The sequence below is a fragment of the Methylobacterium sp. 10 genome (genome assembly GCF_000519085.1).
Taxonomy (GTDB): domain Bacteria; phylum Pseudomonadota; class Alphaproteobacteria; order Rhizobiales; family Beijerinckiaceae; genus Methylobacterium.
Map to the genome: position 1 here is coordinate 4,780,386 of NZ_KI912577.1, position 26,699 is coordinate 4,807,084.

General features: G+C 64.6%; 26 protein-coding genes. 19 read left to right on the top strand and 7 right to left on the bottom strand.

The genetic code is table 11. The features are described from left to right. Nucleotides 1-194: 194 nt before the first annotated feature. Nucleotides 195-695 carry a VOC family protein gene (locus K368_RS0122575; protein ID WP_027174334.1) on the bottom strand — a complete coding sequence of 167 codons (501 nt, stop codon included), beginning with the start codon at nt 693-695 and terminating at the stop codon, nt 195-197. A gap of 77 nt (nt 696-772) precedes the next feature. Here K368_RS0122575 and uvrB point away from each other — a divergent pair, with 77 nt between their 5' ends. The 3 genes from uvrB to K368_RS0122590 all read left to right on the top strand — a co-directional run bounded on the left by uvrB (nt 773) and on the right by K368_RS0122590 (nt 4,646). Then, nucleotides 773-3,460 (top strand): excinuclease ABC subunit UvrB, encoded by a 2,688-nt coding sequence (gene uvrB / locus K368_RS0122580; protein ID WP_027174335.1) that lies wholly within the window; start codon nt 773-775, stop codon nt 3,458-3,460. Nucleotides 3,461-3,565: 105 nt separating this feature from the next. Then, nucleotides 3,566-3,865, top strand: coding sequence for a hypothetical protein (locus K368_RS0122585; RefSeq protein ID WP_027174336.1), 300 nt, complete (start codon nt 3,566-3,568; stop codon nt 3,863-3,865). Between the two features lie 37 nt (nt 3,866-3,902). Continuing rightward, nucleotides 3,903-4,646, top strand: a complete 744-nt coding sequence (locus K368_RS0122590) for a YidB family protein (protein ID WP_027174337.1) — start codon at nt 3,903-3,905, stop codon at nt 4,644-4,646. Nucleotides 4,647-4,653: 7 nt separating this feature from the next. Here K368_RS0122590 and mutM read toward each other — a convergent pair whose 3' ends face one another. After that, nucleotides 4,654-5,574, bottom strand: a complete 921-nt coding sequence (gene mutM, locus K368_RS0122595; RefSeq protein ID WP_027174338.1) for a bifunctional DNA-formamidopyrimidine glycosylase/DNA-(apurinic or apyrimidinic site) lyase — start codon at nt 5,572-5,574, stop codon at nt 4,654-4,656. A 145-nt stretch (nt 5,575-5,719) separates the two neighbouring features. Here mutM and ubiE point away from each other — a divergent pair, with 145 nt between their 5' ends. The 4 genes from ubiE (at nt 5,720) to K368_RS0122615 (ending at nt 10,089) form a co-directional block, all read left to right on the top strand. Continuing rightward, the gene (ubiE, locus tag K368_RS0122600; RefSeq protein WP_027174339.1) at nt 5,720-6,493 is read left to right on the top strand and encodes a bifunctional demethylmenaquinone methyltransferase/2-methoxy-6-polyprenyl-1,4-benzoquinol methylase UbiE; all 774 of its coding nucleotides are present in this window, start codon (nt 5,720-5,722) and stop codon (nt 6,491-6,493) included. A 211-nt stretch (nt 6,494-6,704) separates the two neighbouring features. Further along, nucleotides 6,705-8,261 carry a 2-polyprenylphenol 6-hydroxylase gene (gene ubiB, locus K368_RS0122605; protein ID WP_027174340.1) on the top strand — a complete coding sequence of 519 codons (1,557 nt, stop codon included), beginning with the start codon at nt 6,705-6,707 and terminating at the stop codon, nt 8,259-8,261. A 101-nt stretch (nt 8,262-8,362) separates the two neighbouring features. After that, complete coding sequence (locus tag K368_RS0122610; protein WP_027174341.1) at nt 8,363-9,634, top strand: phosphopantothenoylcysteine decarboxylase; 1,272 nt, start codon at nt 8,363-8,365, stop codon at nt 9,632-9,634. Between the two features lie 245 nt (nt 9,635-9,879). Beyond that, the gene (locus K368_RS0122615) at nt 9,880-10,089 is read left to right on the top strand and encodes a hypothetical protein (RefSeq protein WP_027174342.1); all 210 of its coding nucleotides are present in this window, start codon (nt 9,880-9,882) and stop codon (nt 10,087-10,089) included. Nucleotides 10,090-10,122: 33 nt separating this feature from the next. Here the strand turns inward: K368_RS0122615 and K368_RS0122620 are convergent, their stop codons facing one another. After that, nucleotides 10,123-10,530, bottom strand: coding sequence for a VOC family protein (locus K368_RS0122620; protein ID WP_027174343.1), 408 nt, complete (start codon nt 10,528-10,530; stop codon nt 10,123-10,125). Nucleotides 10,531-10,583: 53 nt separating this feature from the next. Next, entirely contained in the window at nt 10,584-11,216 is a 633-nt protein-coding gene (locus K368_RS0122625; RefSeq protein WP_027174344.1) for a glutathione S-transferase family protein, read from the bottom strand. A gap of 461 nt (nt 11,217-11,677) precedes the next feature. On the opposite strand from K368_RS0122625, the gene rpsT reads away from it, so the two are divergent. The 4 genes from rpsT (at nt 11,678) to recF (ending at nt 16,497) form a co-directional block, all read left to right on the top strand. After that, nucleotides 11,678-11,944, top strand: a complete 267-nt coding sequence (rpsT, locus tag K368_RS0122630; RefSeq protein WP_019907046.1) for a 30S ribosomal protein S20 — start codon at nt 11,678-11,680, stop codon at nt 11,942-11,944. A 538-nt stretch (nt 11,945-12,482) separates the two neighbouring features. Next, nucleotides 12,483-13,994 carry a chromosomal replication initiator protein DnaA gene (gene dnaA, locus K368_RS0122635; protein ID WP_027174345.1) on the top strand — a complete coding sequence of 504 codons (1,512 nt, stop codon included), beginning with the start codon at nt 12,483-12,485 and terminating at the stop codon, nt 13,992-13,994. A 176-nt stretch (nt 13,995-14,170) separates the two neighbouring features. Then, on the top strand, nt 14,171-15,292 hold the full coding sequence (gene dnaN, locus K368_RS0122640; RefSeq protein WP_027174346.1) for a DNA polymerase III subunit beta: 1,122 nt from the start codon (nt 14,171-14,173) through the stop codon (nt 15,290-15,292). 41 nt (nt 15,293-15,333) lie between these two features. Next, nucleotides 15,334-16,497 carry a DNA replication/repair protein RecF gene (gene recF / locus K368_RS0122645; RefSeq protein ID WP_027174347.1) on the top strand — a complete coding sequence of 388 codons (1,164 nt, stop codon included), beginning with the start codon at nt 15,334-15,336 and terminating at the stop codon, nt 16,495-16,497. 1 nt (nt 16,498) lies between these two features. Here recF and K368_RS0122650 read toward each other — a convergent pair whose 3' ends face one another. Continuing rightward, nucleotides 16,499-17,125 carry a disulfide bond formation protein B gene (locus K368_RS0122650; RefSeq protein ID WP_027174348.1) on the bottom strand — a complete coding sequence of 209 codons (627 nt, stop codon included), beginning with the start codon at nt 17,123-17,125 and terminating at the stop codon, nt 16,499-16,501. Nucleotides 17,126-17,135: 10 nt separating this feature from the next. Next, nucleotides 17,136-17,291, bottom strand: coding sequence for a DUF5993 family protein (locus K368_RS27170; protein ID WP_027174349.1), 156 nt, complete (start codon nt 17,289-17,291; stop codon nt 17,136-17,138). 143 nt (nt 17,292-17,434) lie between these two features. Here K368_RS27170 and K368_RS0122660 point away from each other — a divergent pair, with 143 nt between their 5' ends. From K368_RS0122660 to K368_RS27510, 8 genes are all read left to right on the top strand, one after another. Then, nucleotides 17,435-18,046 (top strand): LysE family translocator, encoded by a 612-nt coding sequence (locus K368_RS0122660; protein WP_027174350.1) that lies wholly within the window; start codon nt 17,435-17,437, stop codon nt 18,044-18,046. Nucleotides 18,047-18,217: 171 nt separating this feature from the next. Beyond that, entirely contained in the window at nt 18,218-20,074 is a 1,857-nt protein-coding gene (gene recQ / locus K368_RS0122665) for a DNA helicase RecQ (RefSeq protein ID WP_027174351.1), read from the top strand. Between the two features lie 160 nt (nt 20,075-20,234). Next, nucleotides 20,235-21,380 (top strand): hypothetical protein, encoded by a 1,146-nt coding sequence (locus K368_RS0122670; protein WP_036266610.1) that lies wholly within the window; start codon nt 20,235-20,237, stop codon nt 21,378-21,380. Nucleotides 21,381-21,538: 158 nt separating this feature from the next. Continuing rightward, the gene (purL, locus tag K368_RS0122675) at nt 21,539-23,758 is read left to right on the top strand and encodes a phosphoribosylformylglycinamidine synthase subunit PurL (RefSeq protein ID WP_027174353.1); all 2,220 of its coding nucleotides are present in this window, start codon (nt 21,539-21,541) and stop codon (nt 23,756-23,758) included. Between the two features lie 25 nt (nt 23,759-23,783). Beyond that, nucleotides 23,784-24,020, top strand: coding sequence for a BolA family transcriptional regulator (locus K368_RS0122680; RefSeq protein ID WP_027174354.1), 237 nt, complete (start codon nt 23,784-23,786; stop codon nt 24,018-24,020). A gap of 22 nt (nt 24,021-24,042) precedes the next feature. Further along, complete coding sequence (locus K368_RS0122685) at nt 24,043-24,552, top strand: DUF29 family protein (RefSeq protein WP_027174355.1); 510 nt, start codon at nt 24,043-24,045, stop codon at nt 24,550-24,552. 45 nt (nt 24,553-24,597) lie between these two features. Then, complete coding sequence (grxD, locus tag K368_RS0122690; RefSeq protein ID WP_027174356.1) at nt 24,598-24,939, top strand: Grx4 family monothiol glutaredoxin; 342 nt, start codon at nt 24,598-24,600, stop codon at nt 24,937-24,939. Between the two features lie 450 nt (nt 24,940-25,389). After that, nucleotides 25,390-25,806: a hypothetical protein gene (locus K368_RS27510; protein WP_245259645.1), complete on the top strand. Its 417-nt coding sequence runs from the start codon at nt 25,390-25,392 to the stop codon at nt 25,804-25,806. 30 nt (nt 25,807-25,836) lie between these two features. Here K368_RS27510 and K368_RS0122695 read toward each other — a convergent pair whose 3' ends face one another. Next, nucleotides 25,837-26,661, bottom strand: coding sequence for a hypothetical protein (locus K368_RS0122695; protein WP_051439970.1), 825 nt, complete (start codon nt 26,659-26,661; stop codon nt 25,837-25,839). Nucleotides 26,662-26,699 lie beyond the last annotated feature (38 nt).

Below are 26,699 nucleotides of genomic sequence, written 5' to 3' on the forward strand. Positions count from 1 at the left end.
CAGGTGGGATTGCTACTCGTCTCCACCCGCCGCCGGCCCGCTCCCGCGGCCTTCGGCCTTGCTCGAGCGAGGGGCGTCGAGGCGGCGACGATCTGGTGCCGTTATGCTCGCCTCAGCCACCCTCACCGAGGGCGGCACCGTCTGAATCAGCAGGTAGCACACCAGAGGGTTGCCGCCTAACGGTTTGCCGCTCCTCAGGAATGTTCCACGGCCGAGCGGAGATCGGCGAGGTCGAGGCGGCGGGTGAACATGGTAAGACCGCCCTCCGCATCGCGCGGCCATTCCGCCTCCGGCCGGTCCCGATAGAGTTCGACCCCGTTCATGTCGGGATCACGCAGGTAGAGCGCCTCACTTACGCCGTGGTCGCTGGCGCCGTCGAGGGCGACGCCGGCTTCGTCGAGGCGGCGCAGGGCATCTGCCAGGGAGGCCCGCGTCGGATAGAGTATGGCGAGGTGGAACAGGCCGGTCGTGCCGGGCGCCGGCGGATCGCCGCCGTCGCTCTCCCAGGTATTGAGCCCAATATGATGGTGGTAATCCCCCGCCGCGATGAAGGCGGCCTGGGTTCCGTACCGAGCCTTCAGGGAAAAGCCGAGGATTCCGCAATAGAAAGCCAGCGCGCGGTCGAGATTGGCGACCTTAAGATGGACATGGCCGATCCGCGCCTGCGGATGGATCGGATTCGACGTCGTCGTCATGCTGGGTCTCACTCCTGATTATCGCGAAGCGAGGGGCCGCCCTTTCCCCTTTCGTTCCGCGGGGCCATATTCCACCCATGCCTCCTGCGAACAAACCCCGCGTCTCCTCGGCGAAGGCTTCGAAGCCCGAGCTGAAACCGCTCGACGAGCACCTAGCGGCCCTGCTCAGCCCGGCGCTCAACCGCAACCGGCTGCCCGCCGTGGAGAATTCCACGCCGCCGGCTCCGCCGAAGAAGCCCGGCCGGCCGAAGAAACCCGCATCGCCGCCCGGCGGTTTCGCCGAAGCGCCGCAGGCCGGGTTCACTCTAGGCGACGCGGCCGAGGTCGACCCGCGCCTCGCCCAGGCGCTGGGGATCACCCCGCCGGAGGATGGTCCGGTACCGGAGGCACTGGCGAACGAGGATGATACGTCGCTGGCCACCGACGGCGTCTCCGCCACGGTGGATGCCCTGTCGCGGCTCCTCACCGAGGGCAACCCGCTGTTCAGGGACGGCAAGACCTGGTCGCCGCACCGCCCGGAACGACCGAAGAAATCGGAGGGCGGCTATGCCTTCACCCTGAAATCCGAGTTCGAGCCCGCGGGCGACCAGCCGCGCGCCATCGCCGAACTCGTGGAGGGGGTGAACAAGGCAGAGCGCGATCAGGTGCTACTGGGCGTCACCGGCTCCGGCAAGACCTTCACCATGGCCAAGATCATCGAGGCGACGCAGCGCCCTGCCCTGATCCTGGCGCCGAACAAGACCCTGGCGGCGCAGCTCTACGGCGAGTTCAAGAGCTTCTTCCCCGATAACGCGGTAGAGTATTTCGTTTCCTACTACGATTATTACCAGCCAGAGGCCTACGTGCCGCGGTCGGACACGTTCATCGAGAAGGAATCCTCGATCAACGAGCAGATCGACCGGATGCGCCACTCGGCCACCCGCGCTTTGCTCGAACGCGACGACGTCATCATCGTCGCTTCGGTCTCCTGCATCTACGGCATCGGCTCGGTGGAGACCTACACCGCCATGTCGTTCACAGTGTCGCTGAACGAGCGGATCGAGCAGCGCCAGCTCGTCGCCGATCTCGTGGCGCTGCAATACAAGCGCATCCAGTCCGACTTCGCGCGCGGCACCTTCCGGGTGCGCGGCGACGTGATCGAACTCTGGCCGGCCCACTTGGAGGATCGCGGCTGGCGCATCGGCCTGTTTGGCGACGAGATCGAGTCGATCACTGAGTTCGACCCGCTCACGGGAAAGAAGATCAACGACCTGAAATTCGTGAAGGTCTACGCCAACTCGCACTACGTCACGCCCCGTCCCACCCTCCAGCAGGCGGTCAAGGGCATCAAGACCGAGCTCAAACTGCGCGTGGACGAGTTGACCAAGATGGGCCGCCTCATCGAGGCGCAGCGCATCGAGCAGCGCTGCACCTTCGACATCGAGATGATCGAGGCGACCGGCGCCTGCAACGGCATCGAAAACTATTCGCGCTATCTCACCGGTCGCAAGCCCGGCGAGCCGCCGCCGACCCTGTTCGAATACCTGCCCGACAACGCCATCGTTTTCACCGATGAGAGCCATGTCACGGTTCCGCAGATCGGCGGCATGTACAAAGGCGACTTTCGCCGCAAGGCGACGCTGGCCGAGTACGGGTTCCGCCTCCCTTCCTGCCTCGACAACCGCCCGCTGCGGTTCGAGGAGTGGGACGCCATGCGACCGCAATCGGTCCACGTCTCGGCGACGCCTGCGAAATGGGAGATGGAGCAGACCGGCGGCGTCTTCGCCGAGCAGGTCATCCGTCCCACCGGTCTCGTCGATCCGGTTATCGAGATCCGTCCTGCCCGCTCCCAGGTCGACGATCTGCTGGGCGAAGTGCGCGAGGTGGCGCAGGCCGGCTATCGCACCCTCGTGACCACACTCACCAAGCGCATGGCCGAGGACCTCACCGAGTATTTGCACGAGAACAGCGTACGCGTGCGCTACATGCACTCGGACATCGACACGCTGGAGCGGATCGAGATCATCCGCGACCTGCGGCTAGGCGCCTTCGACGTGCTCATCGGTATCAACCTGCTGCGCGAGGGCCTGGACATCCCGGAATGCGCCCTCGTCGCCATTCTCGATGCCGACAAGGAAGGCTTCCTGCGCTCCGAGACGTCGCTGATCCAGACCATCGGCCGCGCCGCGCGCAACGCGGATGCCCGCTGCATCCTCTACGCGGATAACATCACCGGCTCGATGGAGCGGGCGATGGCGGAGACCGAACGCCGCCGGCTGAAGCAGCTCGCCTACAACGAGGAGCACGGTATCACGCCGCAGAGCGTGAAGCGCGGCATCTCCGATATCCTCAGCAGCGTCTTCGAGGGTGACCACGTCAAGGTGGATACCGGGCTCGCTAAGGACGCAGTCACCATCGGCCACAACTTCAAGGCCGTGATCGCGGATCTCGAGAAGCGCATGCGGACAGCCGCCGCCGACCTCGATTTCGAGGAGGCGGCGCGCCTGCGCGACGAGCTCAAGCGCCTGCAGGCGACCGAACTCCTCCTCGCCGACGATCCGATGACACGACAGGGCGATGTCGAGCGTGATGCGGGCAAGTACGGCGCGAAGCGGAGCCGCATCTCGAAGCCGAGTCTGGACAATATGGGGCCTGGCACCGACCGGGAATTGCCCATGGGTGGCGAGGCGCCGGTCTGGGCCGAGCGGCCGAAGCCACGCTCCACGCAGGGGCTCGGGGGTCAGAAGCCGAAATACAAGGGCGGTGGCGGGCGCAAGCGCGACTGAAACCGGTATCGGCACCGGAACCCCCGGCGTAGGCTCGGGCTTGGTGAGGCATGCGATGGCGCCCATCACCGGACGCCTTCTCGTCTCGAACCCACGGAGCACTTCATGCGCAAGGAACCTTTTATCCGGGCCAGCCTGCTCCTCGCTGCCGGCATTCTCCTGGCGCAGACCTTGCCGGCCCAGGCAATCTCCGATCGTCGCGACCAGCCCACGCCGGCCGACGTGCCTTCGGAAACCCGATCGGGCGAAACCTCCGGCTCGCGGCCGATCGGGGAGGTGAAGCCTCCGAACGCGATCCGCCCTTCGACGGCGGTGACGGAGGACGACGGCAAGAAGACCCGCACGAACCCCCTCGATCATCTACCTGCGCGCGATCGCGCAGGGACGGGCGGACGCAGGGAATAGAATCCACCGTAAGGCCCGCTGCTCAGGAGGAAACACCATGGGATTGCTCGATCAGGTCATCGGCGGTGTGCTCGGCAACGTCCTCGGCGGCGGCCGGGGCGGCGATCATCAGCAGAGCGGCGGGTCCGGTGGCGGAGCACTTGGAGGCTCGCTCTCCCCCATCGTTCAGGCCTTGCTGATGCTTCTCTTGCAGAAGGGTGGCGGCGCCGGCGGGTTGAGCGATATCCTCGGCGGCGGCCGGGGAGCGCCCGAGGAGCGTGAGCAAGACCGGCGCGGGCCGCCCGAACCCTATGACGACGGCGACCGGGGCGGCTTCAATCAGGACCGCGACCGGGGCGGATATGGCGGTGGATCACGCGGATCGTCTCCCGAAGGCGATTTCAGCGACCTCTCGGGCATGCTCGATGGCCCCGGCAGCCAGGGCTCCCAGGATCATGGCTCGCCAGCCGACGGTCACTCCTCTGGCACGGGGCCCTACAGCCGCCTAGGCCAGGAGCAAGGTGACGATCTTGGTGGCCTCGACGGTCTGATCGACCGGCTGCAGCGCGGCGGCCTCGGCGACGCCATTGGTTCCTGGATCGGGCATGGCCAGAACCAGGCGGTGGAGCCCAATCGCCTCGCCGACGCCCTGGGCTCGGACACGGTGAACACGCTGCAGAGTCGCACCGGCCTCTCCCGCGACGATCTGTTGTCGCAGCTTGCCCAGGCGCTTCCGGGTGTCATCGACGGGCTGACCCCACAGGGGCGTAAGCCCGACCCAGAAGACCGTCGCAGCTGGTAGTTGGATTTCAAGCTCGACTGACAACGGGTTTGCTTGGCTTCGCGGGTTGGCAGGTGGCACAATAGAAGGTCGAGCGGCCGGATTGCACGATCCGCGCAATGGTGCCGTCGCAGCCTTTCGTCGTACATGGCTCGCCCGTGCGGTCGTAGACACGAAACGCATGCTGGAACGAGCCCGACCCGCCGTCAGTATGAGCATAGTCGCGCAGGGTAGACCCGCCGGCGGCAACGGCCTCGGTCAGCACGTCGCGGATCATCCGCGCCAGCAACCGTGCGTTCGGCGTCGGCCGCCCGTCGTCTTTTGCCAGGATTCCCGACGGCAGCTCGGGATGCAGCCCCGCGCGATGTAGGGCCTCGCAGACATAGATGTTGCCGAGCCCGGCGATCAGCCGCTGGTCGAGGAGCGCGGCCTTCAATGGCGTGATCTTGTTGCGGAAGAGGAGCGCCAAGCTCTCCGGGCTCATGGCCTCGCTCAGTGGTTCGATCCCCATCGCGGCGAAGTGCTTGCAGCCGGCGAGATTCAGCGTCGGCACGAGGTCCATGAAACCGAAGCGGCGCGCGTCGTTATAGGTGACGGTGGCGCCGTTAGACATCGCCATCACTACATGGTCGTGCTTGGCGTTGCCCAGCGCTCCTTCGAGGTAGAAGTCCCCTGGCGAGACGTTGCGCCCATCCGGCAAGGCCACGTCGAAGCGCCCGCTCATGCCGAGATGCAGGATCAATGTCTCTCCGGTGTCGAGACCAGCGGTCAGGTATTTCGCCCGCCGCCCCAGATCGGTCACCGTGGCGCCTTCGAGCCGCTGGGCAAAGTGCTCGGGGAAGGGAAATCGGAGGTTCGGCCGGCGAAGGGTCACACGGGAGAATCGCGCGCCCACCATGGCGGGGAACAGCCCACGACGGACGGTTTCGACTTCGGGCAGTTCTGGCATGGAGGGGGGCGAGGCTCTCGATCGGGGGACGGCGCCGGCATGACGAGGGCCGGCATCCGCCGCCATTCGTTATGCACCTGTCGAACCCGGCACATGGCGATCCTGGCCGGCTTTCGCTATGACGCTCGCGCAAGAGGATGGTGACATGAGTTCGGCCGAGCGATCGAAGGACGAGACCAGCACGCATTTCGGGTTCGAGCAGGTTGCGCTCGACGAGAAGCAGGGGCGCGTCGATGACGTGTTCCGCTCCGTGGCGAAGCGCTACGATCTAATGAACGACCTGATGTCTGGCGGGCTCCACCGCGCCTGGAAGTCGCATCTGATCTCGATGCTGCGGCCACCGCGCAACCGGCCTTTCCGTCATCTCGACGTCGCCGGCGGCACCGCCGACATCGCCTTCCGCTGCCTGGAGGCGGGTGGTCCCGAGACCCATGTCACGGTGCTCGACATCAACGAGGCGATGCTGCGCGTCGGCGCCGAGCGTGCCGGCCACCGTTATGACGGGCGAATCGATTTCGTCACCGCGAATGCCGAGTCGCTGCCCCTGCCGAACGAGGCGTTCGACGCCTACACCATCGCCTTCGGCATCCGGAATGTTCCCCGGATCGACTTGGCCCTGGCCGAGGCGCGCCGCGTCCTGAAGCCCGGCGGGCGCTTCCTGTGCCTTGAGTTTTCCAAGGTCGACCTGCCGGTTCTCGACCGGATCTACGACGCCTACTCGTTCCACGTGATCCCGCGCCTGGGCGCCAGCGTGGCCGGTGACGCGGAATCTTATCGCTACCTCGTGGAATCCATCCGCAAGTTCCCCAGTCCGGGGCGCTTTGCTGGCATGATCGAGGAGGCTGGGTTCAAGCACGTGACCCACCGGCCCCTGTCCGGCGGAATCGTCGCTATCCATTCCGGCTGGAAGATCTCGTGACGCCGGATCGATCTGCTCAAATCGGTGCAACCTTAACACACCACCTTTTCCTGAGGTGCCGACGCGTAGCGGCAGCCTCGAAGAAGGCTTCCAGGTCGCGCTGCGGCTTCTGGAGGTTTCCTTCGAGGCCGCTATCGCGGCATATCAGGATGATGGGCATGGGTGGAATGAAACGACGTTCAGACTTGAACGCCCGCCTCGGAAGCCTCCCATGCTAGGCGCCATCGTCTACCTCATCCGCGGCGCCGGGGTCGGCTTCGTACTGGCGCGCGAAGGCGGGCTGTCCTTCATCGACCCCACTGAATTGCCGCCGCACCTACGCTTCGCCCTGAAGCTCGGGCGGATGCTGGAGCGGCCGGGCCTTGGCTCCGGCGCGGGGCCGCTCCAGCGTGCGCTGACCCGGCTCGGCCCTTCCTACGTCAAGTTCGGCCAGTTCCTGGCGACGCGGCCCGACATCGTCGGCATGAACGCCGCCCTCGACCTTGAGAAGCTGCAGGACCGGGTGCCGCCCTTCCCGCAGGAGCAGGCGATCCGCGTGGTCGAGGCCGCGTTCGGCAAGCCGGTCCGGGAGCTGTTCCTGTCCTTCAGCGAGCCCGTCGCCGCCGCGTCCATCGCCCAGGTCCACAAGGCCCATATCCTCGACGCGAACGGCGTCGAGCGGGTGCTGGCGGTGAAGATCATGCGCCCGGGCGTGCGCGAGCGTTTCCAGCGCGATCTCCAAGTCATGCGCTTCATGGCCCGCGTGGTCCACGCCCTGTCGCCGAAGGCCGAGCGCCTGCGCCCGCGCGACGTGGTCGAGATCCTCGCCCGCTCGGTGATGATGGAGATGGACTTCCGGCTCGAAGCCGCAGCCATGTCTGAGCTTGCCCAGAACACGAAGGACGACGCGGATTTCCGAGTGCCGAAGCCCGAATGGGAGTTGACTGCGCGGGACGTGCTGTCGAGCGAGTGGATCGAGGGCATCCGCCTTAACGATCGCGCCGCCATCGTCGCTGCCGGCCACGACCCCAAGGCGCTGGGGCTCGCGGTCATCCAGTCGTTCCTGCGACAAGCAATCCGCGACGGGTTCTTCCACGCCGACATGCACCCCGGGAACCTGTTCGTGGATGCGAGCGGTACGCTCGTGGCGGTAGATTTTGGCATCATGGGCCGGCTCGGCATCATGGAGCGGCGCTTCCTCGCGGAGATCCTGCTCGGCTTCATCCTGCGCGACTACAAGCGCGTGGCGCAGGTGCATTTCGAGGCGGGCTACGTACCGGCCCATCATTCGGTGGAGGATTTCGCCCAGGCCATCCGCGCCATCGGCGAGCCGATCCACCAGCGCAGGGCCGACGAGATCTCGATGGCCAAGGTGCTGACCTTGCTTTTCGACATAACCGCCCTGTTCGACATGAGCACGCGCACCGAGCTGGTCATGCTGCAGAAGACCATGGTGGTGGTGGAGGGCGTCGCCCGCTCCCTCGATCCGCAGCTCGACATGTGGACCGGGGCGGAGCCGGTGGTCCGCTCCTGGATCGCGCGCAATCTCGGACCTCTCGGGCGAATCGAGGGTGCGGGACGTGCGGCCCTGACCCTGTCCGACGTCGTCACCGACCTGCCCGACCTCGCCCAGCGCCTGCGCCGGATCCTCGTGCGTCTCGACGAGAGCGGAACCGGCGATCGCAAGGCGCTGGAGAGCATCGCCCGGAAGGAGCGCCGCCGGGCACTTTGGTCCACGGCGGCGCTGTGGGCCATTGCGGCAGGGGCGTTGGTGATGGCGTTCCGGTAGAACCGGATGAATTGGATGGCGAGGGCACCGCTTCGTTCGTAGCCGCCGTGCCATATCCGTCCGTGGTGGACGATCACGATGAGCGGGAGTAGCGATCCATCATGACCCTCCCCCTTCAGAACCGGCGCATCCTGCTGATCATCGGTGGCGGTATCGCCGCCTACAAGTCACTCGATCTGATCCGGCGCCTCCGCGAGCGTGGGGCGCGGGTGCGTCCGCTGCTGACGGCGGGGGCTCAGGAATTCGTCACCCCCCTCGCCGCCGCCGCACTCGCTGGGGAGCGCGCCCATACCGACCTGTTCGACCGGGCGGAGGAAGCCGATATCGGCCATATCAAGCTGGCGCGCGATGCGGATGCCATCGTGGTTGCGCCCGCCACCGCCAACCTGATGGCGCGGATGGCGAGCGGAGACGCCTCGGACCTCGCCTCCACCGTCCTCCTGGCGACGACCCTGCCGATCCTGATCGCCCCGGCGATGAATGTCCGCATGTGGCAGCATCCGGCGACACTACGGAACCTCGCGACCTTGAAGGCCGACGGCGTCCGGGTGGTCGGACCCAATGACGGCGCCATGGCGGAAGCCGAGTTCGGGCCGGGCCGCCTCGCGGAGCCTGTGGAAATCGCGGACGCGGTCGAGGCGTTGCTCGGAGAGGATGCACCTGCGATGTCGGCGACGCCGGGAGGATTCGGCTTCCTCGCCGGACGGTCCCCGCAGAAGCCCCTCGCGGGCCGGCGCGTTCTCATCACGTCCGGCCCGACCCATGAACCGATCGACCCGGTGCGTTATCTCGCGAACCGTTCGTCCGGGCGGCAGGGCCATGCCATCGCCGCCGCCGCCGCCGAGGCGGGTGCAGAGGTCACGCTGGTCTCCGGACCCGTGGCCATCGCCGATCCGAAGGGCGTCACAATGGTGCGCGTGGAGACGGCGCGAGAGATGCTGGCTGCCGTGGAGGCCGCCCTCCCCGCCGACCTCGCCATTTTCGCTGCGGCTGTGAGTGACTGGCGCCCGGCACAGGATCGCGCCTCGAAGATCAAGAAGGACGGTGCGACCGTGCCGCCCCTCGCCCTTGTGGAGAATCCGGACATTCTCGCCAGCATCGCCCAGCGGAGCGAGGGGCGCCCGACTCTGGTGGTCGGATTTGCTGCCGAAACTGATTCGCTGATCGCCAATGCCCGCGCGAAGATCGCCCGCAAGGGCTGCGACCTGCTCGTCGCCAATGACGTGTCCGCCGAGGGCGGGGTCATGGGTGGCACCGCCAACACCATCCATCTGCTCGACCGGGAGGGTGGGCTGGAGACATGGCCGACCCTCCACAAGGATGAGGTCGGGCGGCGGCTGATGGAGCGCTTCGCCTCACGGCTCGCATCTTAATGCGGATCGATCTCGCTTATGCGACGTTAAGACTTGACGAACTCTTCGCACCGCATCATGTGGGCGCAACCGCCTTTGCCCGGCACATGCTCGGCTCGGCGGATCACAGGAACTTTCGAACCCAATGCCCAGCGACAGTAGTCGATGGACCGTGCCGACTCCGGCCGACAGCGTGTTGAGCGCCTGATCGTTTGATTGGGTTCATCCGCGATCGGCCCTGACGGCCGGTCGAACGAGGTGATCCCATGACCTTCCAGACCCTTGCTTTCCGTCGTGCCCGCTCGCGCGCCGCTTCCCCATCCCGCGACAACAGCGTGGCGTTGATCCTCGTCGTGATGATGACGCTGGTCTTCGCGCCCGTCATCGGCATACATCTCGTAGCGGCGTTTGCCCCCGCTACGCTTCCCTCGACACTGATGACGCGCTCCGCCGGCACAGCGCTTCCGCCGGGCTGAGATCGGCGGCCGTGGTTCGTCGTGGCGGCCGTCTCAGGATTGCGGCGGAACGGCTGCCGGATCCATGTGCATCAGCTCCCAGACGTGACCATCCGGGTCTTGGAACGAGTAGCCGTACATGAAACCGTAATCCATATTCGCCTTCCAAGGCTTGGCACCGGCCGCCAGCGCCTTGGACAAGGTATCATCGACCTCCTGCCGGGATTCGCAGGAGAGACAGGTCAGCACTTCCGTCGCCTTTGTCGCATCGCAGATGTCGCCTGTGATGAAGTCACGAAAGCGCGCTTCCGTCAGCAGCATCACAAAAATGCTCTCCGACACCACCATGCAGGCCCCGTTCTCATCGGTGAAGGCCGGATTGAACGTGAAGCCAAGTGCGCCGAAGAACGCCTTCGAGGCTTCGAGATCCTTCACCGGCAGATTGACGAAGATCATCCGCATATCTGTCACTCCTTTTCACGGTTCAGGTGGAGGTGGTGGATGACGAAGAGGGATCAGCCCGCTTCCTGATGCCGGGCCGCCAGGGCTACCTCCTCGGCCGTGATCTTACGGAAGGAGGGGCGATCCCTGATCCGCGCAACGTAGGCCACGATCACCGGCTCTTCCGGGACGAGTTTGAACGCGGTCATCCAGCCGAGTGCGGCACCCCAGAGAATGTCAGCGGCGCTGATCCGTTCGCCCATAAGATACGGCCCCTTCGACAAAGCGGCGACGAGGCCGTCAAGAACAGCGTCGAAACTGCCATAGGGCGACATGGCCATGGGTCCCGGCTCTCTTTCCAGAGCGCGGTCGATCACCGCCGGCTCGAAACACGATCCGTAGAGGATCATCCAGCGCAGATAGGGGCCGCGCAGCGGGTCGCCGATCTGTGGCGCGAGGCCCTTTTCCGCGAACTCGTCGGCCAGGTAGAGGAAGATGGCCGGCTGTTCGGTAACGACGGCGTCCCCATGACGGATGGCGGGCACCTTCCCCATCGGATTGATCGCCAGATAGGCGGCCTGACGCTGCTCGCCCGCCTTCATGTCGAGGACATGCAGGCGATAAGGCACCTGAAGCTCCTCCAGCAGGATTCGGACGCCCGAGGAACGGGTGTTGGGTGAATGGTAGAGCGTGATCTCGGAGGTCATATACTCGGCTTCAGTTGCGAATCGTGGAATGACGTTTCCTTCTATGCCCGGTCCGGGTCAAACGTCGCCTCGAGGCAGATGCAGAAAATTCGGGAGGCGGACAAAATCGTCATCGCCGCGACATCTTCATCGGAATAGCGCGGTTTACTGTTCGAACGGTGAGATGATCTATACGAATCGCCAACATCGACTTTGAACCATGGCGCCGGCTCAGTTGGCCGAGTTCTGACTGCAGGCATCGTCGGCCATAGGGCGGAAAGCTCTGAAGCATCGGCACCGCGATACATTCGCTGCGATCGCGTTGACGGAATGGCGGGGCGTGTCTATAGAGCGCGCTTCGCCGACAGGCCGCGCTCACGCAGCTCGCCGGCTTCGCCATTGCCCGAACAACCTTCGCGCGACGACCGACACACCAAGCCCGCGGGCTCGTCGGCATCGCCTCACATGAACGAGGATGCCCCATGGCCAACACCGTGTCGGCCAAGAAAATGACCCGCAAGATCGCGAAGCGGACCGCTGTGAACCGCTCGCGCCGCAGCCGTATGCGTACCTTCCTCCGCAAGGTCGAAGAGGCGATTGCCGGCGGCGACCAGACCGTTGCGCTGACCGCCCTGCGGGCAGCCGAGCCCGAGATTATGCGGGCTGCCCAGCACGGCATCGTTCATAAGAACAACGCCTCCCGGAAGGTTTCGCGCCTCGCCGCGCGGGTCAAGGCTCTCGCTGCCTGAGCCCTCCTCTCCTTGGATGACGCGAAAGAAGCCCGGCCTCAGTGCCGGGCTTCTTTCGTTTCCGGCACCATTTTCACGACGCGTTTCCCGTTGCCCGCTGCCCGCCGGAATGTCGAGGCGCTACTCGCGGGCCGGCTTCCGCTCAAATCCGAGTCGAAGCGTTAACCCTACCTGCGAATCCACCGTGTTGCGGAGTCTAGAGGGGCTGTGTAGATTAATGATCTCTCGCCAAAAGCCGGAAAATTTACACTTAATTCAAACCTGCCCGAATCGTCCGTAAGATGTCGGGCGTGCGTCGACTCAGTGTGCCGCGGAGAGACTCCATCAGCGTCTTACAGAGCTTTCCCCATAACTCCCGTTGTTAGGAGAACCGTAGCTTATTGTTGATAGGATCTATTCATCGGCAAAGGCCTGCGGTGGGGGAGTTGACTCCGCCGGATCATTATGGGTTCCGCGAATTCCTCGCGGGGCGCGATATCAGTCAAGTGTGCGTACGTTCCGAGCGGCGGCTTCCGTCCTCGGCGCGAGGAGAGCGATGATGCATGTCGATGGTAGCGTGGCGGGCAACGCCGAGACCGGCATGGGTGGCGCAAGCGGATCGGACATGGTTGCGGCCTGGGCTCGCGTGAAGCGACGCCTGCGGGCGGAGCTGGGCGAGGACGTTTTCGCCAGCTGGTTCGCACGTCTCGAACTGGTCGAGGTGGTTTCCGGGACCGCGCGCCTCAGTGTGCCGACCCGGTTCCTGAAGAGCTGGATCGAATCCCATTATCTCGACCGCGTCCTGGCGACGTTCCGTAGCGAGGTGGAGAGCGTCTCGCTCATTGAGGTGGGCGTACGTGGGGCCGGTGTCCCTCCCCGTGTCGTTTCGGGCGCGGTCAAGTCTTCCGCTCCCGCGAGCCCTCTCGCCCGTCTCCAGGCCGCCAGCAGTGCGCAGCCGTCATCCGGCGAGATGAGTTTTCCGGCCGAGGCGGAATCGTCCTCTCAGACACGCGGTGAAGCCACGGGCGACCTGAACGGCGCCCCCCTCGACAATCGCCTCACCTTCGCAAGCTTCGTCGTCGGCCGGTCCAATGCCCTGGCTCATGCGGCGGCGGAGCGCGTCTCCCGTCACGACGGACAGGGCGCCCTCTACAATCCGCTCTACTTCCATGCCGGCGTTGGCCTGGGTAAGACTCATCTTCTCCACGGCATCGGCCATGCGGCCCGCGAATCCGGCCGTCGTGTGATCTACCTCACCGCCGACCGCTTCATGTATGGCTTCGTCAACGCCTTGAAGACCCAAAGCGCGCTCGCCTTTAAGGAGAAGCTGCGCGCTATCGATCTCCTCATCCTCGACGACGTCCAGTTCATCCAGGGCAAGTCGATCCAGGCCGAGTTCGGACACACCATCAACTCTCTGATCGATGCCGGCCGTCAGGTCGTCGTCGCCTCGGACCGCCCGCCCACCGAACTCGAAGCCTTGGAAGAACGGGTCCGCTCCCGTCTGGCCGGCGGCCTCGTGGTCGAGATCGGCACGCTGGACGAGCAGCTGCGCATGTCGATCCTGTCCGCACGGCTTGCCGCGGTGCGGGCGGCGCATCCGAATTTCGAGGTGTCACCTACCGTCGCGACCTATGTCGCCCGCGCCATCACCGCCAATGGCCGCGATCTCGAAGGCGCCGTGAACCGGCTGCTCGCCCATGCCACGCTCACCGGCACTGCCGTGACCATGGAGACGGCCGAGACCGCGATCCGCGACTTGGTGAAGAACCGTGAGCCCAAGCGCATCAAGATAGAAGACATCCAGAAGCTGGTGGCCTCGCGCTACAACGTCTCGCGTTCCGACATCCTGTCGGAGCGGCGGACCGCAGCCGTGGTGAAACCGCGCCAGATCGCCATGTACCTCTCGAAGGTGCTGACCCTGCGCTCGTTGCCCGAGATCGGCCGCCGCTTCGGGGGCCGTGACCACACCACCGTTCTTCACGCGGTTCGCAAAATCGACAAGCTGATCGGCGAGGACAACGTGCTGAACGACGAGGTCGAGCTCCTCAAGCGGATGCTTCAGGACTGACGGGCGGGATCCAAGCGATGCGGGTAACGTCCTTCCCGCATTGCCCTGGATAGAGCGTTCCGTGCTCTTGCGTTCGGACAGGGCCTTCGCCAAGTTCACCGGCCAAGCCGCCGGCTCCATCCGTCATCGTTTTCGGGGTGGGCGACGTTTTTTTAGAATGACCACGAGTTGTTGCGATGAAAGTCACTGTCGAGCGCGCGGCTCTCCTTCGATCGCTCGGCCACGTGCATCGTGTGGTGGAACGGCGCAATACGATTCCGATCCTCTCCAACGTGCTCTTGCGCAGCGGGCCTGACGGACTGGAGTTGAAGGCGACGGACCTCGACATCGAGGTCACGGAATCCGTACCGGCCGACATCGTAGATCCAGGCGCAACAACGGTGCCGGCTCACGTGATCTACGACATCGTGCGAAAGCTCCCCGATGGCGCCCAGGTCTCGCTGGAGACCAGCGGCGAAACCGGGCAGATGACGATTCGTTCCGGCCGCTCGCGCTTCTCGCTTGGAGCCCTGCCCGAAGGCGACTTCCCCGACCTCGCCGCTGGTGAACTCGGCACGAGCTTCGCGATCGGTGCGAGCGACCTCAAGCGCCTTATCGACAAGACCCAGTTCGCCATCTCCACGGAGGAGACGCGCTACTATCTCAACGGCATCTACCTTCACACGATCGACGTCGACGGCGCTCTCAAGATGCGCGCTGTCGCCACCGACGGCCACCGCCTTGCCCGCGTCGAGATCGATGCCCCTGAAGGCAGCCGTGGAATGCCGGGTATCATCGTGCCGCGAAAGGCCGTGGCCGAGATCCAGAAGCTCGTGGAGGATGGCGGCGAAACCGTCGAGATCGACCTGTCGCCCGCCAAGATTCGCTTCCGTTTCGCCAGCGGCGTGACGCTGATCTCCAAGCTCATCGACGGCACCTTCCCGGATTACCAGCGGGTGATCCCCACGGGGAACGACAAGTTCCTCACAGTGCAGCGCGACCAGTTCGCCCGCGCCGTTGACCGCGTATCGACGATCTCGTCCGAGCGCGGGCGCGCGGTGAAGCTCGCCGTGCAGGAGGGCCGCCTCGCCCTTTCCGTCAACAACCCGGATTCAGGCAGCGCCACGGAAGAGCTCGACGTCGATTACGACGCGTCCGCCCTCGATATCGGCTTCAACGCCCGCTATCTCCTCGACATTACCGGCCAGCTCGAGGGCGACACGGCCCTGTTCAAGCTCGCCGATCCCGGCTCGCCGACCCTGATCCAGGACCGCGAGGGCGCCTCGGCGCTGTATGTGCTGATGCCGATGCGGGTGTGATCGAGGTCGTCACGCCGACGTCTCAGGAAAGATCGGGCATCGTGAATTCATCCGTCGACGGATCGTCTGTCGTCGGGCTGCGCCTCACCCGCGTCATCTGCCGTGACTTCCGTAATCATGCCGATCTCGACCTCGCCGTCGGGAGCCGCTTCGTTGCGCTGATTGGAGAGAATGGGGCGGGTAAGACCAACCTGCTCGAATCCATCTCGCTCTTTTCCCCCGGCCGCGGCCTGCGGCGGGCGGACCTGTCGAGCATGGCACGGAATCCCGGGCCCGGTGGTTTCGCGGTCTCCCTCGCGCTGAGACAGGGTGAGGAGGACCATCGCATCGGCACGGGCTACGAACCGGCCGTTGGCGACGGTCGGGCAGCGCGGCTGTGCCGGATCGATGGCGAGACGGTCGGCTCCCCCGTGGCCTTCTCCGAGTTCCTCCGGGTGGTCTGGCTGACACCGGACCTCGACGGATTGTTTCGCGGGCCCGCCGGCGACCGCCGTCGCTTCCTCGACCGCCTCGTCCTCGCCGTCGATGCGACGCACGGTGCGCGGGTCAACGCCCTGGAGCGCGCTCTGCGCTCGCGCAACCGCCTTCTGGAGGAGCGCCCCAGCGATGGGCAGTGGCTCGATGCCATCGAGCGCGAAGTCGCCGAACTCGGCGTCGCGGTGGCGTTGGCGCGGCGGGAGACCGCCGAACGGCTGGACCGTCTGATCGCCGAGACCCGCGACGACGCGCAGCCCTTTCCATGGGCGGTGTTGAGACTGGAAGGTGACCTCGACGATCTCGTGGCCGTGTGGCCGGCCCTGGAGGCAGAGGACCGGTTTCGCGCCGCTTTGCGTCAGGGCCGGCACCGCGACCGCGCCGCAGGCCGCACCCTCATCGGCCCACAAGCCACCGATCTCGTGGTCCGCCATGGACCGAAGGACGTGGCCGCCGCCACGGCCTCGACAGGTGAGCAGAAGGCGCTGCTGATCGGCCTCGTCCTGGCCCATGCGCGCTTGGTTCAGGCCATGTGCGGCATCGCTCCCGTCATCCTGCTCGACGAGGTCGCCGCACATCTCGACCCGCGACGGAGGGCAGGTCTGTTCGACGCCCTGGGCGCCTTGCAGGGGCAGGTCTGGATGACGGGCGCCGATCCGGCTCTGTTCGCTGAATTGGACGGCCGCGCCGACATGGTTTCGGTCTCGGACGGACGTATCGTGCCCGCCTGACTCAACGTGCGATGAGCCGATCGAACATCTCGTATCTCACCGGAGTGTCCGGGCACAGACCGAAGCCGCATTCGGCGAAGGTCGAGCCGGCATTTGCGAGCGCGACGACGAGAAACAATAGGACGACGGAGAGGCCGAGTGCTCCGGCCCGGGTGCCGGCAAGAACCGCTGGCGCCGTTCCGGTGGGCTGTCCGAAGATCGAGATAGTCTCCGGGCGCGGCATGGCGGTTTCGGGCGAGAACTGCCCATCCCACAGGCACAGGATGGCGGTGGCGACGACGATGCCGCTGAAGGCGATCAGCGCCCAGACGTAGAAATGGAGGCCGAACAGGTCCGCGCCGTAGGTGCCTGTCCCGGGGACAATGTGCAGTGCCGTCTGACGGGCCGAGATCGCGCCCCCCACCGCGGCACTTAGGATGACGATGGCATAATGCGACGGCCTCGGCCGATCGCAGATGTTAAGGACGAGCCCCAGGCCGACCGCCGTGAAAGCGGCGCGCTGAAGCACGCAGAGCGGGCAAGGCAATTCGCCGAGGACGATCTGAAACCAGAACGCCACGAGCAGAATCAGGCTGCAGCCTAGCAAGCCGGCTGCGTTCAGCGCACGGGCGAGGGAGAGTGCGGACATTCCATGGCTCTCAGAAGACGAGATGTAGGGCGTCGGTGGCATGCTCGCGGAACAAGGCCAGCAGCACGGCCAGGGACAGGCCCCAGAGGAGCAAGGCCAGACCGCGTCTCCCGGAGATCGCCGCCCCCGTGGCGCCCGCGAAACCGAGGAAGGGGAGGACCATCATGGGACAACTCGCCAGTCTTTTGTAGGCACGCGATAAAGTCCTGCCGCCGCTTGGATAACTTGAGCAGACATCTCCTTTCGGGTGACTTAAGAAAAGATGTCTTGGTTCGCCCCGTGTTGCAGCTGTCGACAGGAGCATGCGTCATCTCCGTCTCAGATTTAGTTGTCTTTGCCGCCATCTACGCGGCCGCCGTGGCCTCACCCGGACCCGGCATTGCGGCCTTGGTGGCGCGTGTCCTCGCCGAAGGTACGCGCGGCATTGGTGCTTTCGTCGCGGGCTTCATTGTCGGCGACCTCGTGTGGTTTGCCGTCGCGGCGGCTGGGTTTGCACTCATGGCGCAGACCCTCGCGCCGCTCTTCGTAGCCCTGAAGTATGCCGGCGCCCTGTATCTTGCCTTCCTGGCGTTCCGAGCCTGGACATCTCGGGTCAAGGCAATCGACGCGATTCCTCTCCGCGACGAGGGCGCATTGCGCCTGTTCGCGGGCGGCCTTGCTGTCACCCTGGGCAATCCGAAGGTGATCTTGTTCTTCCTCGCCCTGCTGCCGACGGTGGTCGATCTCAACCGGGTCGATGCTTTGGGGCTGACGGAACTCGGCGCGATCATCGTTCTCGTCCTCGGTACTATCCTCTCCGGCTACGTCCTCGCGGCAGAGAGAGCCCGGCGCGTGATGACCTCCGCCATGGCGCGACGGGTGCTCAACCGTGGGGCCGGCACGGTCATGGCCGGTGCCGCCGTCGCGATCGCGTCGCGCTGACACGCCCGCCATTGAGACGAGGCGGCAATCCCGCCGATTGACCTCGCGGCTCAGGGCCGTCAAAGCCACCACCCTGGCAACCGGCTGCCGCGACGGCGGGGGCGCCGTGCCAAGGATGGCCGGCGCGACACCTCCCTGTCGCCCTCCCCTGACCGCGATGACGGGCCCTTCATGACCGACCGCCTCGACGAAGCTCGACGGGCCCTCAAGAAAACCTTCGGCTACGACGATTTCCGCCCCGGCCAGGACGAGGTGATCGGTGCCGTCTTCGACGGGACCGACGTCTTCGCGGTGATGCCAACGGGCTCGGGCAAGTCGATGACCTACCAGCTGCCGGCCCTCGTCGAATCTTCACTCACGGTGGTGGTGTCGCCGCTGATCGCACTGATGCACGACCAAGTGCAGCAGATGATCGGCTTCGGCGTCGAGGCCGCGACGCTCAATTCCTCGGTGGCGGAGGCAACCTCCCGCGAGACTTGGCGCAAGATCCGCTCGGGCGACCTGCGCCTGCTTTTCGTCTCGCCGGAACGGCTGATGATGGAGGGGTTGATGGAGGCCCTGCGCGGGGCTGGCGTGCGGCGGTTAGCCGTGGACGAGGCGCATTGCGTCTCACAATGGGGCCACGATTTCAGGCCCGAGTACCGCGATCTGTCGCGCGCCCGCGAAGCGCTGGGCAACGTCCAGACCCTGGCGCTCACTGCCACTGCCGATAAGGCGACGCGAGCCGACATCACCGAGCGGCTGTTCCCCGCTGGGCGCGAACTCAAGGCCTTCGTCCATTCCTTTGATAGGCCGAATATCCGTCTCACCTTTGCGCCGAAGGACAACCCCACCCGCCAGATCGAGCGCTTCCTGAAGCATCGCCGCTCGGAGAGCGGAATCATCTACTGCTCGTCGAGGAAGCGCACGGAGCAGCTCGCCGAGACGCTGGCCAAGGACGGCTTCAACGCCCTGCCCTACCATGCCGGCCTCGATCAGGGCACGCGGATGAAGAACCAGGACACGTTCCTGCAGGAAGACGGGGTAGTGATGACCGCCACCGTGGCCTTCGGCATGGGCATCAACAAGCCGGACGTGCGCTTCGTCTGCCATGCCGACATGCCCTCCAATGTCGAGGGCTATTACCAGGAGATCGGCCGCGCCGGCCGCGACGGCCTGCCCGCCGACACGCTCACCATCTACGGCCTCGACGACATGTCCCTGCGCCGGCGCCAAATCGACGAGAAGGACGTGCCCGACGAGCGCCGTCGCGTCGAGCGGCGCAAGCTAGAGGCGATGATCGCTCTCTGCGAGGGCGCCACCTGCCGGCGTCAATCCCTGCTCGGCTATTTCGGCGAGGCGAGCGAGCCCTGTGGCCGCTGCGACCTGTGCCGCTCTGGAATCTCCCTCGTCGATGCCACCGTGCCGGCGCAGAAGCTGCTTTCGGCTATCGTCCGCACCGGTCAGCGCTTCGGTGCCGCCTATGTCTGCGACGTGGTCCACGGCAAGGAAACCGATACGATCCGGCGCAACGGCCACACGGCGTTGAAGACCTTCGGCGTCGGTGCCGACAAGCCCCTGCCGGCCTGGCGCGCCATGCTGCGCCAACTCTTCGCCGCGGGGGCGGTGGCCGAGAACGACGACGGGTTCGGCGGCCTCTCTCTGACCGAGAAGGGCGAGGCCATCCTGTTCGGCCGCGAGGCGATCCAGATGCGCCCCGACCCTGAGCCGAAACTCACCGAACCGCGAGACCGCAAGCGCGGCAGCCCGCCTCGCGAGGACGCAACCCTCGATCTCGACGCGGCCACGGAGGCGCTGTTCCAGCACCTGCGTGGCCTCCGTGCCACCATCGCCCGTAACGAGGGCATTGCCGCCTTCATGGTATTTCCAGACCGGACCCTGATCGAGATGGCGCGGGCCAAGCCTGTGGATCTCTATGCCCTGCGGACGGTCCACGGAGTCGGTGAGCGCAAGCGCGATGCCTACGGCGAGCGGTTCGTCACCGCCATCGCCGAGCACCTATCCCAAGGGGCCGGGAGCGACGCCTGATGCGGATTCGCACTCGTACGAGGTCGACATGATCGTGTAGGGACCGGTTCGAGCGCTTCGTTCACGGGCGCCGCCCTCCTTTTGCTCCTGCTACACGGATAAACGTCCCATCTCTTCGGAATCATCGGCCACAGACCTCCTTCCGCGTCAGATTTTCTACATGCCGGGTTTCGATCCGCGTGAGCCCGAAACCTATTGGGGCCTGTTCCGGCGCGAGAGCCGGCTGACGGCGGTGAGGCGCGGCATGGCCATAGCCGTGAGCGATCCAGTGCGGTCCGAGGATGGGTTGCGCCTCGACTGGAACGTAAGCGTGGACGGGGCCCCCACGCGCTACACCCTCCTGCGCTGGGACGACATTGTCCGTGCCCGCTTTCCGCGATCGAGTTGGCGGCGCCTCGTGGAAGTCCCTGCCTTATGGTGGCGCCTCTACCGCAGCGGCTATGTTCGCAGCTTTCGCCGGGAAGCCAAGCGCTTCGCCCGCGTCATCATCGGTGTCCACCTGATTTATGCCGGCCTCGTCATCGCTTCGCTGATCCTTGCGGGGTTGCCGGCCCTGCTCGGATCGTCAGGCTGGCGACCCTGGTCGCTCGTGGCGATCCCAATCCTCGCCTACGCCCTTCTCGCCGGCCTGATGGCATTGACCCGGGGGAAACCGTTCTACGTCGCCCACCTCGTGGACGACACCGCTTTCACCCACGATCATGCCAGCGGTGCCGATACGCGCATGCACCGGCGGCTCGATGCCTTCGCCGACGAGATCCGCGCCGCTGAGGGCAAGGCGAGCGAGATCGTCGTCATCGGACATTCCTCATCGAGTTTTCTCGGCATCGAGGCCCTCGATAGGGTCCTGACGCAGGATCCCGGCTTCGGGCAGCACGGCACGCCGGTTTCTTTCGTCAGTATCGGCAGCGTGATCCCGTGGATCACCCTCGATGCGCCGGCTGGCGAGATGCGTGCGGCCCTCGCGCGGGTGGCCGCATGCTGCGCCATCCGTTGGCTCGACGTGCGCGCGAAGTGGGACTGGCTCTCGGTCCACCAGCGCGACGTCCTCAGCGCCTCCGGCCTGCCCTCCCCGCCTAGTCACCGGCCGGTGGAGATCCATGTCCGCATCACCGACCTGATCGAGAAAAACATCATCGCTCGGCGCAAGTGGAACCTGTTCCGCATGCATTTCCAGTTGTTGATGTCGAGCCTGAACCCGCAGGCGTTCGATTACGTCGCCTTCGTTGCTGGCCCCGAGCCTATCCACAGGGCCATCGATCGACTGCGTCTTGCCGGCGAGTCCGCCTCTAAGAAGGCCGTCTGACGGCGCATTTCCGCCAGGGCGAATGGCCGGACGCCGCTTTGATGAGTTGCCAGCACGGGCGCTTACCCTCTAGAGCCGACCGGACTTGGTGAACCTCGCAAACCCATCCTGAGATCGGGAGGGGTGCGACAGATACCTGAGCGGTCGAGAGGGGTCGCATGTTCCGTAACGATGTTCCGATCACACCGGAGCTGGTTCGCCAGCATGGCCTGACGCCGGACGAGTACGAGCGTTTTCGCGGCCTGATCGGGCGCGATCCGACCCTGACCGAACTCGGCATCGTCTCGGCCATGTGGAATGAGCACTGCTCCTACAAGTCGTCACGCAAGCACCTGCGCGGTTTGCCGACCTCGGCGCCGTGGGTGATCCAGGGTCCCGGCGAGAATGCCGGCATCATCGATATCGGCGACGGACTCGCCTGCGTCTTCAAGATGGAGAGCCACAACCACCCCAGCTTCATCGAGCCCTATCAGGGCGCCGCGACTGGCGTCGGCGGCATCCTTCGCGATGTGTTCACCATGGGGGCACGGCCTATCGCGGCGCTGAACGCCCTGCGTTTTGGCTCGCCCGACCATCCCCGCACGCGCCACCTCGTCTCCGGCGTGGTGGCCGGCATCGGCGGCTACGGTAATTCGTTCGGCGTGCCCACGGTCGGCGGCGCCGTCGGTTTCCATCCGCGCTACGACGGCAACATCCTCGTCAATGCCATGGCGGTGGGGCTCGCCCGCACCGACGGTATCTTCTATGCCGCGGCCACCGGCGTCGGGAACCCGATCGTCTATCTCGGCTCGAAGACCGGCCGCGACGGCATCCACGGCGCCAGTATGGCCTCGGCCGAGTTCGACGACGCGTCCGAATCGAAGCGCCCCACGGTTCAAGTCGGCGACCCCTTCGCCGAGAAGTTGCTGCTGGAGGCTTGCCTCGAATTGATGGCGACCGGTGCCGTCATCGCAATTCAGGACATGGGTGCGGCGGGGCTGACCTGCTCTGCCGTCGAGATGGGGGCCAAGGGCGACCTTGGCGTAGAGCTCCACATCGAGAAGGTGCCGGCGCGCGAGGAGAACATGAGCGCCTACGAGATGATGCTCTCGGAGAGCCAGGAGCGCATGCTCATGGTGCTCAAGCCCGGCATGGAGGCTGAGGCCGAGGCCATCTTCGTAAAGTGGGGCCTCGATTTTGCGATTATCGGGCACACCACCGACACGCTGCGCTTCGTCGTGAAGCATGACGGCGTCACCATGGCCGACCTGCCGATCAAGGAACTCGGCGACGAGGCCCCGCTCTACGACCGGCCTCACATCGCCAACACGTACCAGCCGGTTATCGCTGCCGCCGATGTGCCCGCGCCGGTCGGAAATGCCGAGGCACTGAAGAAACTGGTCGGGTCCCCCGACCTGTCGTCGAAGCGATGGGTCTACGAGCAGTACGACCACTTCATCGGCGGCAACACCGTGCAGAAGCCCGGTGGCGACGCTGCCATCGTGCGGATCGAGGGCGGAACCAAGGGTCTCGCCCTGACCGCCGACGTAACGCCGCGCTATTGCGAGGCCGATCCGGTCCAGGGCGGTCGGCAGGCCGTGGCAGAAGCCTGGCGCAACATCACGGCGGTGGGCGCGAAGCCCCTCGCCATCACCGACAACCTGAATTTCGGCAACCCGGAGAAGCCCGAAGTGATGGGTCAACTTGTGGGCTGCCTCAAAGGCATCGGCGAGGCCTGCCTCGCCCTCGATTTCCCTGTCGTGTCCGGCAATGTCTCGCTGTACAACGAAACCAACGGCGTTGGCATTCTGCCGACCCCGACCATTGGCGGCGTCGGTCTTCTCGACGACGTCGCGAAACACGCCACCATCTCGCTGAAACGCGAAGGCGATATGCTCGTGCTCGTCGGCGCCACGGAAGGCTGGCTCGGTCAGTCGGTCTATCTTTCGGTGGTCTCCGGACGCGAGGACGGTGCGCCGCCGCCAGTCGATCTCGCGGCTGAGCGCCGCAATGGCGATTTCGTGCGCAGCCTCATCGTCTCGGGCCTCGTTGATACCGTGCACGACCTTTCCGATGGCGGCCTCGCCGTGACCTTGGCGGAGATGGCCATGGCCGGCGACGTCGGTGCGACCTTGCCCGAGGCGCCCGCGGGTCTTCCAGTGCATGCATACCTCTTCGGAGAGGACCAGGCCCGCTACCTGCTCAGCGTCGATCCGGAGAACGCGGCGGATCTCCTCTACAGTGCTAACGCGCAGGGAATCCCGGCCGCCGTCATCGGCCTCACCGGGTCACGCGATTTGACCCTGCCGGGTGGCGAAACCATATCTGTGGCGGATTTGCGCGAAGCACATGAAGGCTGGCTGCCGGCCTACATGGCCGCCCGGCCTGCCGCGGTCTGAGTTTCATTCAAGAGGGATACGTTTGATGCCGATGGATGCGCGCGAGATCGAGGCCATGATCCGTGAGGCGCTGCCCGACGCCACGATCGAGATCAAGGATCTGGCGGGCGACGGCGACCATTATGCCGCTACCGTCGTCTCCTCCGCCTTCAGGGGGAAGACGCGCGTGGCCCAGCACCAGCTTGTCTACAATGCACTCCAGGGGCGGATGGGGGGAGTGCTCCACGCCCTTGCGCTCACCACCGGCGTCCCGCAAGATTGACGGTGATCAACGGGGCGTCCCCATGGATCAGCCGAGCCTTTACGACGACGACACCGTGAGTTGGATTGAGCAGCAAGCGGTCGCTTTGCGGGCGCTCGCGCCGCGTCCCGATTTGTCCAATATGCTAGACTGGGAGATTGTCGCTGAGCAGATCGAGAGCGTGGATCATTTGCCGGTCCAGGCGGTCGAAAGCCTCCTCACTCAAACCCTGGCGTATCTCCTGAAACGATTATCAGCCCCATGCACCCTCCCCGTCGAGAATTGGCGCAGGGAGATCGGGGTGTTCGAGATCGCGGCCTTCGGGCGTTACGAACCTTCCATGCGGCAGCCTATCAACTGGTCCAAAGTCTGGGGCACGGCCCAGGAACTAGCCAGGCTGGGACTGACCTCATACGGCGATACGTTGATCCCGACCTTGCCGTCCCAATGCCCGTTATGCGTGGACGAACTTCTGGTTACCCCATTCGCCATGGACGCCGCGCTTTTGAGAATCGTTGAATCGACGATCTTGAAATCGCCGGAAAAACACTAACCTCAAGCGTTAGTGCTCCGCATCACTCCTGGAAAGGAACTTTGCATGACCGACGTGAACACTGCCATCAAGACCGAGATCGATTCCCAGGACGTCGTCGTGTTCATGAAGGGTACGCCGCAATTCCCCATGTGTGGCTTCTCCGGGCAGGTCGTCCAGATCCTCAATTACCTCGAAGTGCCGTTCAAGGGCGTTAACGTTCTCGACGACATGGCGATCCGCGACGGTATCAAGGCTTTCTCGAGCTGGCCGACCATTCCGCAGATCTACGTGAAGGGCGAGTTCTTGGGCGGTTGCGATATCACCCGCGAGATGTTCCAGTCGGGAGAGTTACAGCAGTTCCTCACCGAAAAAGGTGTGGCGGTAAAGGCAACTGCCGTCGCCTGAAACGACCAAAGCTCAATGTCAGAGAGCGATGAGGGGCGCGCGAGCGCCCTTTTTCGTGCCGCTTGCCCTGTTCTGTCTAAGAGTGCGACGGTCCGTCCCGTTGATCCTTGGGTGGTAAGTCCTGCGATGGCGGCCGATCTGCCGTCCATCGCGGACCTTGATACGACACGGTCAAGTTTCGTAAAAATACTGAAAATTCGAACTAAATGATACTATGTCTCTATCCAAACTGGACACCGACAGATTTATTTAGGGTTAGGTAGAAATTTTTTGAATAATAAATGCGTATTGTTTCACAAACTAATACCGCGATGCGCTAGATTGATGGTTATTCGTAGACCGTATATATAAGTTGTGTTGCAGATTACGGTCTCATGAATTCAGAATGTTACAGAAAGCGAGATCTAACCGTCGATAAACTGGGTGTGATCGCCGGGAATGTCTCTTCGCATGGCGGAGGCTTCGCTCGAAACTTCGCAAACCTGCAATCAAGTGCGCTGCCGCACTGCGAAAACTTCGCGGCGATGCAAAAGCAAATTAAGCGTAAATAATCGTGGCGGTCGGGAACTTGTTGCCGCAATCCACATTATCTGTTTATACGCACATAACGACCCATGCGAAGTTCGCACGGCTCAAGGTCCGGTGACCGCAATGCCAGTGTTCGAAGCAAAGAATCTCGATTCCGAATTCGAAGGCCAAGTTCTACTCGCGGCCATCCTGTTTCCCACTCAGGAAGCACAGGACCGTGCGTTGACTCATGGTCGCAATCGCGCCGCGCGCGGGTGCGCTATGGCAGATCCGATCACGATCGAAGCGCGATATCCGCATTCTTTGCGTGACCCTGAGATCGAAGTGCAAATGTCCTGAGTGGGCGAGTTTTAGATATCCTTAGCCGAGCTACCAAGCCTGGTTGGTGATCACCCCCTGCTTGGTCAAAACGGCCCAATTCCGCCCGCGCCTCTCAATGGAATCGACCTTGCCGATGCCTGGGATCGAGTCTCCCGGGACGACCTCGACAAGCCGATGACGGCGGTCTTCGATAACGGCAACACCGTTATAGACCTCTCTAACAGCCCAACTTTCGATCACCGCCGGCGTGGGAGCCTTCGCTTTGTCAGGAAGGGACCCGGTTTCCGTAGGCTCAGGTTGATGGGCCTTCGCAGCTTGTGGTGCCGGCACCGGCGTGGCCGGAACGGCTGCCACAATCCGCTTCTCCCATTGCGACGTCAGAGCCGCGATCTTCGCCGTCTGGTCTCGCTCGGTCTGATCCTGCCGGTCGGCAAGTCTCGTGACTGTCGAAACGATGGCTTGTTCGGCCTTGCCGATCCGCTCGTTAAGGGTAGCGGAACGGTTCTTCGCCTCGCTTCGGACTGACTCGGTGGCATCCTGTACCTGCGCGAGGACTTTCCCAAGCTTCTCGATGTCGGCCTGGAGATGGGCAACATCCGTTTGGCGCAATTCTAGACGAGATTGGATCTGCGTCAGTCTCTCTATGGATGAATCGGCTTTGGGCGAAACAAGGCTCATCGTACCCGCGCCTACGGCAAGGCCGATCATGAGAGCTGCTGCTGTCACGCCAGCAAGAAGCGGAGTGATCAAGGCCAGGCGCCTGCGCTCCGCCAGCACCGGCGTAGACTTCGCTTTGGCGCCGCTGACGGCTTGCTTCAAAAGCGCTTCCGGCGACCGATCGGATTCCGCCGTCCCGATGACCTTATCCGCCATTACCCATGCTTTCCGTTTGAATGCCTCATCAATGGTTA